Origin of the sequence: Saccharothrix luteola (assembly GCF_020859565.1) — a bacterium.
GTDB lineage: Bacteria > Actinomycetota > Actinomycetes > Mycobacteriales > Pseudonocardiaceae > Actinosynnema > Actinosynnema luteola.
Map to the genome: position 1 here is coordinate 69119 of NZ_JAJHUO010000013.1, position 12453 is coordinate 81571.

General features: G+C 73.1%; 9 protein-coding genes. 2 read left to right on the top strand and 7 right to left on the bottom strand.

Features of this window, described 5'->3' with window-relative positions; translation table 11 throughout:
• The first annotated feature begins 37 nt into the window (after window positions 1–37).
• A complete protein-coding gene (locus LNK82_RS19300) occupies window positions 38–439 on the top strand; it encodes a hypothetical protein (protein ID WP_230568402.1) in 402 nt (133 codons plus the stop codon).
• 1 nt (window position 440) lies between these two features.
• Here LNK82_RS19300 and LNK82_RS19305 read toward each other — a convergent pair whose 3' ends face one another.
• From LNK82_RS19305 to LNK82_RS19335, 7 genes are all read right to left on the bottom strand, one after another.
• Window positions 441–2609, bottom strand: coding sequence for a WD40/YVTN/BNR-like repeat-containing protein (locus LNK82_RS19305; protein WP_230568403.1), 2169 nt, complete (start codon window positions 2607–2609; stop codon window positions 441–443).
• Window positions 2610–2622: 13 nt separating this feature from the next.
• Window positions 2623–3339 carry a sulfite exporter TauE/SafE family protein gene (locus LNK82_RS19310; protein ID WP_230568404.1) on the bottom strand — a complete coding sequence of 239 codons (717 nt, stop codon included), beginning with the start codon at window positions 3337–3339 and terminating at the stop codon, window positions 2623–2625.
• A gap of 371 nt (window positions 3340–3710) precedes the next feature.
• The gene (locus LNK82_RS47780) at window positions 3711–5924 is read right to left on the bottom strand and encodes an RCC1 domain-containing protein (RefSeq protein ID WP_230568405.1); all 2214 of its coding nucleotides are present in this window, start codon (window positions 5922–5924) and stop codon (window positions 3711–3713) included.
• Between the two features lie 192 nt (window positions 5925–6116).
• Window positions 6117–6362 (bottom strand): bifunctional ornithine acetyltransferase/N-acetylglutamate synthase, encoded by a 246-nt coding sequence (locus LNK82_RS19320; protein ID WP_230568406.1) that lies wholly within the window; start codon window positions 6360–6362, stop codon window positions 6117–6119.
• Between the two features lie 48 nt (window positions 6363–6410).
• The gene (locus tag LNK82_RS19325; protein WP_230568407.1) at window positions 6411–7439 is read right to left on the bottom strand and encodes an arginase family protein; all 1029 of its coding nucleotides are present in this window, start codon (window positions 7437–7439) and stop codon (window positions 6411–6413) included.
• Window positions 7436–8977 (bottom strand): asparagine synthase-related protein, encoded by a 1542-nt coding sequence (locus LNK82_RS19330; protein WP_230568408.1) that lies wholly within the window; start codon window positions 8975–8977, stop codon window positions 7436–7438. The genes LNK82_RS19325 and LNK82_RS19330 overlap by 4 nt, the downstream gene beginning before the upstream one ends.
• A gap of 6 nt (window positions 8978–8983) precedes the next feature.
• The gene (locus tag LNK82_RS19335) at window positions 8984–10654 is read right to left on the bottom strand and encodes a thiamine pyrophosphate-binding protein (RefSeq protein ID WP_230568409.1); all 1671 of its coding nucleotides are present in this window, start codon (window positions 10652–10654) and stop codon (window positions 8984–8986) included.
• 292 nt (window positions 10655–10946) lie between these two features.
• On the opposite strand from LNK82_RS19335, the gene LNK82_RS19340 reads away from it, so the two are divergent.
• Window positions 10947–12389, top strand: coding sequence for a M20/M25/M40 family metallo-hydrolase (locus LNK82_RS19340; protein ID WP_230568410.1), 1443 nt, complete (start codon window positions 10947–10949; stop codon window positions 12387–12389).
• Window positions 12390–12453: the final 64 nt, after the last annotated feature.

The window sequence follows — 12453 nt, forward strand, 5'->3', positions numbered from 1 at the left end:
GGCTGCGATCCGCCTGACCGCCTGCGAGGATGGGACCGTGACCTCCGGTGGCTGGCGCGTGGTCGAGGAGTTCGACCGCGGTGGGGTGCTGCGTGCCGTGGCGGACGCGGTCGGGGGGACCCGGTACGAGTCCGACTCGGGAGCCGCCGCGGTGGTCGTGCCGGGTGAAGCCGTTGGAGTCCACGGCGATGTCGTGTTCGTCGAGCGGCCCGAGGACGCGGAAGGGCTGGCCGGTGAGCTGGTGGCGCTGCCCTCCGGGACGCCGGCGAGCGGGCTCGGTCACGCCAGGTCGGGGATCGCGGTCGCCGACGACCGGTTCGACCTCTACCACGCACGGGACACGTTGGCGGTCGGACGGCTGGGGGAGGTGGGGGAGGACGAGTCCGGGCTGGAGCGGCGCTCGGAGTGGTTCGAGCGCCGGCACGGCTCCACCGACTGAGTCAGTCCACGTCCAGCCGCCAGATGCTCCGGCCGTAGGTCGCGGCGGTCAGCGTGCGGTCCTGCTCGTGGTAGACGAGGTCGACCACCATCACGGTGGGCAGGTTGCCGGTCAGGTTCGCCCACCTGCCGCCGCCGTCCTCGGACACGAACACACCGACGTCGCAGCACACGTACACCCGGTTCGGGTGCGCGGCGGGGATCGCGATGGAGCTGAACGGCACGTCCGGCAGTCGCCCGCCGTCGACGTCGGTCCATGTGAGGCCGCCGTCATCGGAGCGGAACACGTGGTGGCCGCCGGTGTTGGCCACGGTCGCGAACACCACGTCCGCGTCGTCCGGGCGGCTCTCCAGGCGGGTGATCATCCGGGACGGCAGGAGCGTGCTCGCCAGGTTGCCGCTCCACGTGTCGCCGCCGTCGGTGCTGCGGTGGACGGCGCCGTTCTCGGTGCCGACGTAGATCCGGTCGCTGTCGCCCCGGGACACCTCGATGGCGCTGATCGGGCTGTCGTCGAACTCGGCTGACACCGGCTCCCAGTGGTCGCCGTCGTCCGTGGTCCGCCAGACGCGCCTCGACCCGCAGAACAGCGTGGTGGTCTCGTCGGGGTCCATCGCGACGAACACCATCCAGATCTTCTTGCGGGCCTCCTCCGACTCGGGCGGCGTGACCAGCTTGGCCCCGTCGGATCGGAACCGGGCGATGTTCATGTTCTGCCACGTGCTGAACAGGTGGTTGACGTTTCCCGGGTCGATGACGATCCAGCCGCCGTCGCCGCCGGTCAGCTCGAAGTAGCCGTCCGCCGTGCCGTCCCCGGTGACGAGCGTGCCGTTGTCCTGCGCGCCGCCGCCGATCACGTCGCCGTTGGTCTGCGCGACCGCCAGGTCGTAGAACATGTTGGTGGCCAGTCCGGTGCTGCGGTTGCGCCACGTCCGGCCGGCGTCCTCGCTGACGTCCATCCCGCCGTCGTTGAGCGCGTACACCAATCCGGGCTCGGATCGCGGCATGACCAGCCGGTGGTTGTCGGCGTGGGCGTAGTCCGGCTTGCCCCGGTCGGCGCGCCAGTCGGTGACCTTCGTCCACGTCCGCCCGCCATCGGCGGTGCGGTGGATGTCCACCCCGGCGCACAGCACCTGGTCCGGATCCTCGGGGTGCACGACGATCGTGTTGTTGTAGTTCATCTGGCGCTCGTCCGCGAAGTGCGGGCCGCCCACGGACTTCCAGGTGTCGCCGCCGTTGTCGCTGCGGAACGGGCCGACGACGCGGCTCGGCACGCCGGGCGCGCCCATCAGCGCGTAGAGGACGTCCGGCGCGGACGGCGCGATGGCGATCGAGGTGCGGATGAACCGGTCGCCGGAGGGCAGACCGGCGGTGAGGTGCTGCCACGTGCCGCCGCCGTCGACGGACCGCCAGATCCCGGTGTGCACGCCCTGCGCGTCGATCGTCACGTAGACGCGGCCGTCGCGCAGCTGCACGTCGTGACACCGGTAGGGCTGGCCGATGATCGGCACCCGCGCCCAGGTCAGGCCGCCGTCGGCCGAGGTGAACAGGCCCGTGCCGCCGCCGTCGCTGTGCCGGACACCGCCGACGAACAGTCGCCGCGGGTTCGCCGGGTCGACCACCAGCGCCCCGATCCGGCGCGGCAGGCCGGTCGTGGCGGCAGGGGCCAGCAGGTGCCAGCTCGCGCCGCCGTCGGTCGACCGGAACAGCCCCACGCCCGGGTGTGAGTCGGCGGAGAGGTTCGCCTCGCCGGTGCCGCAGTAGAGGGTCCCCGCGGCGTCGATGGCGAGCGCCCCGATGTTGAGCGACTGCTCGTCGTGCCAGGTCGTCTCCCACGTCTCGCCACCGTCGTCGGACTGCCAGACGCCGCCGCCGGCGGCTCCGGCCCAGATCCGCCGCGCGTTGTCCGGGTGGACGACGGCGCACGTCATCCGCCCGCCGATGTTCGACGGCCCCACCGGGAGCCACCGCGCCTGCTCCGGCGCGGCGGGCACCTCGGCGGCGGCGCGGGCGCGTTCGGCGTTGAGCAGGTCGACGTCGCTCTCCCTCCACGGCCACGACTCGCGCGCCTGGAACCAGCGGGCGCGGATCTTGTGCGTGGTGTGCGCGGGAGCCGGGCGGTCGGCCGGGTCCGGTCGGTACGGGACCTCGTGGGAGAGGTAGAGCTTGTCCATGTGCTGCTCCCGCTTACAACCCGGTGATGAGCCGGGCGGTGTAGCCGACCATCACGGCCCAGAACAGCCACGTGTAGCCGGTTTCACCGATGGAGGTGTTGAGGCGTCGGCCCAGGTACGTGCCGCCGACCATGAGCGGGACGGCGGCGAGCGCGACCAGGTACCCGGTCGACGGGATGAGGGACGCGCCGGTCCAGACGGCGGTCTTGGCGACGTCGCCGGCCAGCGAGACCAGCGTCAGCGCACCGACGAGGTGGGCGCGGTCCAGGCCCAGCCCGCGCACCGCCAGCCCCTTGAGCGGGCCGGACGTGCCGCTGAAGCCCGACGTGGCGCCGGAGCCGAACGCCAGCACGTGCGCGCCGACGCGGCGCAGCCCGGTCAGGTCGGCCCGTTCGGCGACGAACGACAGCACGAACGTGACGACCACGGCGATCGTCACGACCCGCTCGGGCGCGGCGGCGAAGAGCAGTGCCCCGAGGGTGGCGCCGATCGCGACCAGGAGTACGACGGTCAGCGCCTTCCGCCACGGGACGGTGTTGCGGTAGGCCCAGACCTTGACGACGTTGTTGCAGGCCAGCAGGAGGGCGGCCAGCGCCGTGCCGGTCTTCGTGCCCAGGCCCAGAGCGAGGGCGGGGACGAGGACCAGGCTGCCGCCGAACCCCGCGGAGGCCGACACGGTGAACGCGACCGCGACCGTCACCAGTACGATCACCAGCAGCAGGGGATCCACAGCCGCCTCCACACGGTCGGTTGACTGGTAATCGCCTGTCAATGCGGCCGCGTCTCCGGACTGGCGGTAGTACTACCCATTCGGGTTACTCGAGGCACCCGTTCGGCTTACTCGCTGGGTCGGGGCCGCCACCGCTTCCACCGTGCGATCGGCTCGGCGCAGGCTTGTCCTCCCAGATCAGCGCCGCGTTCACCGAGGTCATCGCCTCGGACGCCTTTGCGGATCGTCGCCTGGAGTTCGACCGGATCTCGCAGCGGCGCAGGTAGCCCACCTGCCGGCGACTCACGCACGACGGCTGCGCGCCGCGCGGCTCCGGGGGGTTCAGGCGGAAGGCGGGTGGGTGCCGGTTATCGCCGGCACCCACCCGGTTCTCACGGGTTCGGCACCAGCGCCTGCCCACCGTCGCCCAGCGCGGTGACGGTGCCGAGGTCCGGGCCCTGGACGGGCCGCAGCGCGGGAATGCCGCTGGGCGGGGTGCCGAGGTCGCCGCTGGAGTTCGAACCCCACATCCAGAGCCGACCCGAGGCGTCGAGCACCTGCCCGCCGTAGATGTGGCTGACGACGTCGACCGCGCCGGTGATGCCGTCAACGCGCACCGGCACGTTCTTGACGCAGTCGAAGCAGTCGCTCCCGTCGCCGAGCGCGCCGGACGAGCCCCCGCCCCACGACCACACCGTGCCGTCGTTGCGCACGGCGTAGCCGTTGTAGCTGTCACCGTCGATCTCGACCACCCCGGTCAACCCGGAGACGCGCACCGGGACCCTGGAGAAGTCGCCGGTCGTGCCGTTGCCGAGGGCGCCTTCGTAGTTGTCGCCCCACGCCCACGCGGTGCCGTCCGCGGTGACGGCGAACGCGGTCGCCCCATTCGCGGCGATCTTGACGACACCGGAGAGCCCGCTGACCCTGGTCGGCACGCTCGACGACGCGGAGGTGGACCCGGTGCCGAGCTGGCCCCGGTGGTTCCAACCCCAGGCCCAGACCGTGCCGTCGTTGCGCAACGCGTACCCGGTTTCCCAACCACCCGCGATGGCGGTGACACCCGTGAGCCCGGGGATCTGCCGGGGTTCCGCCGGGTGGGCGCCCACGCCGAGGCCCCGCGCGCCGGAGCCGTCGCTGCCCCAGGACCAGACGGTCCCGTCGCCCCGCAACGCGTAGTGGTTGCCGGCCGACGCGTCGGCGACCGCGACGGCCCCGGTGAGCCCGGCCACCCGCACCGGGATCGGGACGACGGCGGAGGAGTACCAGGCTTCACCGACGTGCGGGCCGTAGCCGCCCCAAACCCACACCGAGCCGTCGGCCAGCGCCGCCGTGTTCGACGCCAGCGACACCACGCCGGACAACCCGTGCAGCGGCTTCGGCAACGACGAGGACGTCGTCGTCCCGTTGCCGAGTCGCCCGTGGTTACCGCCCCACACGTAGGCGCAGTCGCGGACGCACGGCACGGGCGGCACCGAGAAGTACCCGGCCAGGTCCACGGCGACGTGGGTCTCACCCGCGTTGTTGTAGGTGTAGAAGCGCGACTCGTGGACGTCGTACTGGATCACGACCACGGCGAGGTTCGCCGCCGTCTGGCCGCGCACCAGGTTCAGGTTGGACGTGGCCGGGCGATCGCGGTCGACCTGCCAGGCCGTGACGTGCGTGTCGGCCGTCGGCGCGATCCCGGTCATGTTGACCACGGCGCCGATGGCCTCCGCCGGCACCGCCGCGTCGGGCTTGACACCCCGGGACCGCTGCGGCCCGATGGGCGTGGAGTTCTGGTCGCCGTTCCCGGTGCCGTTGCGGGTGTCGAAGATCCGCCGCGGTGCGACCGGGGTGAACACCGCTCCGTACTCCGGCGTGTAGAACCCCTGGATGTCGACGACCAGGTCGAGCTCACCGGCGTTGTTGTACAGGTTCACCAGCCGTCCGGCGCCCAGCGCGACGGTGGTGAGGTTCGGGTTGGTACCGCCGATCGGCACGTTGACCGTCGAGGCGGTCGGCCGGGCGGTGCCCGCGGGCCACGCCGTGACGTACGTGTTCGCGGTGGCGCGGGCGGCCGTCACGTTGAGCACGACCGCGGTCGCCGAGGCGGGCACGGTCCGCGACAGGTCCAGCGTCGTCGTGCCCCCTGGCCCGACGTGCCCGCCGCGGTACTCGTCCATCTCACGGGACGCCCGCACCGGGATGAACTTCGACCCGCCCGAGGTCGCGTAGTACCCGGCCAGGTCGGCGATGACGTGCGTGCTGCCCGCGTTGTTGTACAGGTCGACCACGCGGTCCGCCCCGACCGCCACCGTCACCGAGTTCGCCCGCGTCTCGCCCGCCCGGAGGTTGAGGTTCGACACCACCGGCCGGGCCTGGCCGTGCGGCGAGACCGTGACGTAGGTGTTCGCGGTCGGTTCGGTGCCGGTCAGGTTGAACACCACCGCCGTGGCCGACGCAGGCACCCGCCCGGCGAGGTCGAGGGAGATCGTGCCCGCGGTCCCGATCGGCCCACCCCCCGAACGGGTGTCCAGCACCCGGGTCGGCGACAACGCCGTGTAAGTCGACCCTCCGGCGGCCTGTGCCTGCGCCACCGCGGGGAAACCGGCCGGAACGACCGCCACCAGGGCAACCGCCGACAGAACAGCGGTGAGGAACCGCATCGAACACCCCTAAGATCACGGATCCCCCGACCCGCGCGGGACGCTACAGCTCAAATCCCGACGGCACACCACCTTTCGGCGAATTCACGCGGGTGCAGGCGGGCCGCGCGGCGCAGCAGCCGCGGCTGACCACCGTCGGCCGGGTGTCCGTCGTCATGATCGCGCGTGCGGCGGCGGTGAAGCACACGCCGAATCCCGCACCAGGGCTCGACCGCCGCGGCACCCCGCTGAGCGCCGGCGCACCTCGACCGCGTTCGCGAGCCCTTGGGCGTCGGTGGTCACGTTGGCGTTGAGGGCGAGCGCGACCACGCCCCGCGCCACGTGGTCGCGCGCGGTCTCCCGGCTCATCACCACGCCGGGCCCGGTGAACCGCGACCGGGTGAACACCGCGCCGGCCACCGCACGCCTCGGACACGGTGATCGTCAGGTCGTGCCGGTCATCGTCGATCACCCGCGCGCTGTCGGTGTGCACCCCGGACCCCCGCCGGAACGTGCTGTACCACCGACGCCGTCCCTCGACAACGCGCCCGTCCGCCGCCGCGCGCGCAGGTACTGGTACACCAGCTCCGCGCCGACCTCCGCGGCGAGCAGCGCGGTGATGCCCGACGGGTCGTACGGCGGGCAGACCTCCATCACGTCGAACGCCACCGGGTCGAGGTCGCCGATCGCGGCGAGCAGGCCCAGCAGCTCGCGCGACGACAACCCGCCCGGCGCGGGCGTCCCGGTGCCCGGCGCGAACGCCGGGTCGACCACGTCGACGTCGACCGACACGTACAGCGGCCGGGTTCCGACGACCCGCCGGATCCGGTCCACCAGCCGTTCGACGGCGGCCGTGCCCGCGCAGTCCCGCGCCGGCACGACGGTCACCCCGAGGCCACGCGGGTAGTCGAGCGAGTCCGGGCTCGGGTTGTGCCCGCGGATCCCGATCTGGATCATGCCGAGCGGGTCGATCAGCCCTTCGTCCAGGCCCCACCGGAAGGGCGTGCCGTGGTGGTGCAGCCCGCCGTAGACCGGGGGGAACGTATCGCTGTGCGCGTCGAGGTGCAGCACGGCCAGCGGCCCGTGCCGCGCGTGGGCGGCCCGCATGCCCGGCAGGGACATCGAGTGGTCGCCGCCCAGCAGCAGGAACGCGTCGTTGTCGCGGGCCAGGCCGGTCAGCGCGGCCGTGGCGGTCTCGATGGCCAGCTCCATCGAGAACGGGCTCAGGTCGATGTCGCCGGCGTCGACCACGTCCAGCACGTCGAAGACGTTCGGCCCTCGGTCGATGCCGGTGCCGTGGAGCAGGCACGACTCGTGCCGGATCGCCCGCGGCGCCAGCCGTGCGCCCGGCCGGTAGCTGGCGCCCCCGTCGTAGGGCGCGCCGACCACCACCAGGTCGCGCCCGCCGGGGTCGGGCACCAGCGGCAGCCGCATGAACGTGGCGATCTGCGCGTAGCGCGGCGAGCTGCCCGCCGAGATCCGCCGGCCGTCGGTCACGACACCACCGCCTTCCACACCGGGGGGACCTGGGCCGGGATGACCGGCGCGGCGCGCGTCGCGAGCACCGCGGCCAGCACGTCGTCGAACGAGACCGCGTCGGGGTGCTCGCCCGCGCCGACGACCCGGCGGTGGATCGCGGCCGTCATGGCGTTCTTGACCGCACCCACCTCGGACGTCCGCACGCCGTGCGCCAGCAGCAGCCGGGTCCAGGCGCCGGTCGTGCCCGAGCCCTCGTGCACGCCGAGCTTGGGCCGGCGCACGGTCGACTCGGGCAGCAGGTCGCGCACCGCCTCGCGCAGCACCCACTTGTCCCGCCCGTCGCGCCGCTTGAGGCCCGGTTCCAGCGCGGTGAGCAGGTCGAGCACGTCGCGGTCCCAGAACGGGTGCGTCGTCCACTGCCCGGCCAGGGTCGACAGCACCGGTGACAGCTCGTTGAGCCCGTCGAAGCCCGCCATGTCGGCGGCGATGACGTCGTCCAGCGACGCCAACTCCGCCGTGCCCCGGTGCATGCCGCCCAACGGGATGTCCGCCCCGTAGCCGGTGAGCAGCCGCCCGCCCGGCGGCAGCGCCCGGTACAGCACCACCAGCGGCAGCAGGTACTCGATCACCTCGGCGTCGACGATCTCGGCTGCGGCCACCGCCCACGGCAGCTGCCGGACCAGGTCCTCGGCACCGCACCGGAACTCCCGGTGGTCGCTGCCGACGTGCTCGGCGACCACGCGGGCGGCGGCGAACTCGTCACCGGCGTCCGTGCCCAGCGACACGGTGGTCAGCCGGCCGCCGGCCCGGCTCGCCAACGCCGCCACGGAGCCGGAGTCGACACCGCCCGACAGCACTGCCGTGACCGGCCCCCGCACCCGCGTGCGGACCGCCGCGTCGAGCGCGTCGGCCACTCGTCGCACGGCCCGCGCGGGCGGCAGCGCGAGGCGGTGCAGCGGAGGCGTCCAGGTGCGCGTCCACTCCGCCGCGCCGATCGGTCCCGCCGGCCGCAGCGTCACCGCCGATCCGGCCCGCACCCGCAGCACGCCCGGGGTCCCGGGCACCGGCTCCGTGCCTGGGAGCGCGAGGTCGACGCCGCCGCCGGCCAACGCCTTGGCCTCCGTCGCCACGTGCACGGCGCCTTCCTCCCGGCGCACGTAGAGCGGGACGCTGCCGGCGTGGTCGGTCGCGATCACCACCGAGTCGGCCTCGACCACGACCGCGGCGAACCGGCCGTTGCACAACCGGAGCCCGGCGCGCCCGTACCTGAGCCAGATCTCCAGCAGGAGTTCGGCGTCGTCGGCGATCCCGCCGAGCGCGGCCGGCAGCCCGTCGCGGTGGTACAGCTCGCCGGCGAGCAGCGTGGTGACGCCGTCGGCCGTGCGCGGGACCGCGGGACCGGACCCGGCCAGCAGCCGGCCCGAGCACGTCCCGCCGGTGAACGGGACGGCCTCGCCGGCCGTGATCCGGCGCGGCGCCGGTCCCGGCTCACCCCGTGCGCCCACCCGGGCGTGGAACCCGAGCACGGGTGGGAGGGCGTTGTCGGTGGTGGGCATGCCGGGTCAGACGGCGAGGGCGGAGAAGTCGCCGGCGGCGAAGTCGTAGCCGATCGGCACTTCGACCAGGAACGGTCGCCGCAGCTCGAAACCCTTGCGCAGCGCGGTGCGCAGGCTGTCGCGGTCGGTGGCCAGGACCCCCTCGACGCCGTTGGCCTGGGCCAGCTGGACGAAGTCCACCGTGGAGAACCCGGTCGCCGGGCGGTGCGCGCGGCCGTGCCCCTTGTGCTGGTACAGCTCGATGAGCCCGTTGCCGCTGTTGTTCACCACGACCATCACCACCGGCAGGTTGAGCCGTGCGGCGGTCTCCAGGTCGGCGCTGTTGGAGTGGAACCCGCCGTCGCCCGCCAGCAGCACGACGGGCTCCCCCGGCCTGGCGAGCTGCGCGGCCAGCGCCGCCGGCAGCCCGTAGCCGAAGCTGGAGCAGCCGGCGGAGGTCAGGAAACCGTACGGGCGCGAGGAGTTGGCGAACAGGACGCCGTAGTGGCGGAAGTAGCCGATGTCGCTGACGAAGGTGCCTTCGCGCGGCAGCACCTCGTTCATCGTGTCGATGACCTGGTGCACCCGCATGCCGTCGGCGTGGTCGGTCCGGTCGGCCAGCAGCTCGGCGACCCGAGCGCGCAGCGGGGAGATGTCGTGCGGTGTCCTGGCTGCCACCCCGGCGGTCGCCCGGTCGAGGCCGGTGAGGAACGTGGCCGGGTCCACCACGACGTCGACGTCCGGCCGCAGCACCCTGGGCACCGGGTTGACCGCGGCCGACACCCGGACCACCCGCTTGTCGCGGCCCCGCTGCCACATCGACGGGCGCAGGTCCTCGGCGTAGTCGTAGCCCAGCGCGATGATCAGGTCGACCGGGCCGAACAACGCGTCCAGCGCGGGGAAGTCGAGGATGCCGTCCATGTAGCCGCTCACCGCGCCGTAGCACAGCGGGTCGTCGGTGGGCAGCACGCCCTTGGCGGTGTAGGTGGTGATCACCGGTGTCCCGGTCCGCCGCGCGAACGACCGCAGCACGTCGACGGCCCCGGCTCTGATCGCCGCGCTGCCCACCACCAGCACGGGGTGCTCCGCGCCGGCGAACAGGTCCGCGACGACCGCGAGCTGCCGCCGCCAGTGCGGGTCGACCGTGCCGAGACCGGCCACGTGGTCGACCGGGGGCGGCGCCTGCGGCCCGATCGGCGCGCCGAGCAGGTCCACCGGCAGGCTCAGGAAGCTGGGACCGGGCGGCTCGACCGTGGCCGCCGACACCGCCGAGTCGATCAGGTCGACCACGTCGCGCGGCCGGGCCAACTCCTCCGCGAACTTCGTCAACGGCCGCATCACGCCGACCGTGTCGACGCACTGGTGCGTGTGGTTGGGGAACCGGTCGTAGGACTCCGTCTGCGCGGCGAGGGCGATGACCGCGCTCCGGTCCAGCGCGGCGGTGGCCACGCCGGTCGACAGGTTCGTGGCGCCCGGCCCGAGCGTGGCGAAGCAGGCCTGCGGCCGGTTGGTGATCCGGGCCAGCACGTCCGCCATCACCCCGGCGGAGAACTCGTGCCGGGTGAGGACGAACTCGATCCCGTCGACCTCGTCGAACAGGATGGCCTCCGCCTCCCGGCCGACGATCCCGAACACGTACTCGACGCCGTGGTCCCGCAGCCGCGACAGCAGCACGCCGGCCGTAGTGGGTGCAGTCATGTGCCCGTCCCGCTCCTCACGAGTTCGGTCCACATCGCCGAACCGGGACCCAGTCCACACCAGACCGACTGCCACCGCGCCGTTTCTCACTCGGACGAGTCGCAGGTTACGTCAGGTGAGCGACGTCGCCCGTCAGGTTGCTCTGCCGGGTGATCGCGGGAACCGGCACTGTCGGCCCGGCACACCGTGAGCGAAGCTGCGTTGGGCTGTACCCGACACCTTCCGGCCGCGGCCCGCGCTCGTCCGCCGTGACCACGACGAGCGCGTCCTTTTCACCCGAGAGGAAACGCACATGGCCGACACCACGATCCGCACACCCGCGACCGATGTGGACCACCTGCGCGAGCAGGTGCAGGAGCTGATGCCGCACCTGCGGGAGGTGCTCAAGATGCTCGTCGGCATCCCGTCGATCGCCACGGTGCCGCCCACCCAGGACATGGAGCGGTGCAGCGACGCCATCGCCGCCGAGTTCCGGCGCGCGGGGCTCAACTCGGCGCGCACCGAGCGGATCAGCCACCAGGGCCAGGAGACCGCGCCGATCGTCTTCGTGGACGAGCCGGGCCCGCCCGGAGCACCCACCGTGCTGTTCTTCTCCCACTACGACGTGGCACCCGTCCAGGGCCAGGAGTGGTCGAGCGAGCCGTTCACCCCGACCGAGGTGAAGGTCGCGGGCGACGTCCGGCTCGTCGGCCGCGGCGTGTCCGACGAGAAGGCCGGCATCTGCGCCCACCTCGGCATGGCCCAGCTGTTCGAGGGCAAGCCGCCGGTGCACCTCAAGCTGGTCGTCGAGGGCGAGGAGAAGTCGGGTCGGCGGGTCCTCGCGGACTACCTCGGCGATCCCGGCACGCAGGACGACCGGTTCTCCGCCGACGTCATCGTCGTGGCCAACAGCGGGAAGTCGGGCAGCGGCGTGCCCGCCATCACGTCGACGGTCCGCGGGTTCGCCGTGTACGACCTCGAGGTCGCCACCCTGGAACGCCCGGTGCACAGCGGGGTGTTCGGCGGGCCGGTGCCGGACGCGTTCATGGTGCTCGCGCAGCTGCTCGCGACGCTGCACGACCACGAGGGCGACGTGGCCGTGCAGGGGTTGAACCAGGACCAGCACGACTGGAACACCGTCGACGAAGAGCGGATGCGCGCCGACGCGGGCCTGCTGTCCGGTGTGTCGCTGATCGGCACCGGTTCGCTGGAGCAACGCCTGTACGGCAAGCCGTCGATCAACGTCGTCGGTCTGGACGCCGTCGGCCTGCAGCCCGTCGACCGCGCCGCGCACGTGCTGTGCGCCCGCGCCAAGGCCCGCATCAGCGTGCGGTTGGCGCCCGGCCAGGACGTCGGCGCGGTGCAGTCGGCGCTGCGCGAGCACCTGGAGCAGCACCGGCCGTGGGGCATCGACTTCGAGCTGACCCCGGTGACCAGCAGCTCCGGTTTCAACGCCGCGCCGGGCGGGCAGTACCGCCTGCTGGCGGGGATGGCGCTGGCCGAGGCGCACGGCGCCGAGAGCGCCGAGGAGGTCGGCCAGGGTGGCGCGGGCTGGGCGCCGCACGTCCTCAAGCGGCTCAACCCCGAGTCCGACGTCGTGCTGTGGGGCGTGGAGGACTCGCGCTCGAACAACCACGGCGCCGACGAGAGCATCAGCTACACCGAGCTGGAGCGGCTGACGCTGGCCGAGGCGCTGTTGGTGAGCAAGGCGGCAGCGGCGGCGGCCACGTCGGTGCCGCGGGCGAGGAAGAGCTGAACCGTCCACAGTGGCCGGACGACGGGCCGAGCCGGTGTCGGGGAAGTCGAGGAGAGGAGCGCGT

Excerpts from the sequence above, each read along its gene's own strand:
- LNK82_RS19305 (WP_230568403.1), bottom strand. The coding sequence starts at position 2,609 with ATGGACAAGCTCTACCTCTCCCACGAGGTCCCGTACCGACCGGACCCG.
- LNK82_RS19330 (WP_230568408.1), bottom strand. The coding sequence starts at position 8,977 with ATGCCCACCACCGACAACGCCCTCCCACCCGTGCTCGGGTTCCACGCC.
- LNK82_RS19335 (WP_230568409.1), bottom strand. The coding sequence starts at position 10,654 with ATGACTGCACCCACTACGGCCGGCGTGCTGCTGTCGCGGCTGCGGGAC.
- LNK82_RS19340 (WP_230568410.1), top strand. The coding sequence starts at position 10,947 with ATGGCCGACACCACGATCCGCACACCCGCGACCGATGTGGACCACCTG.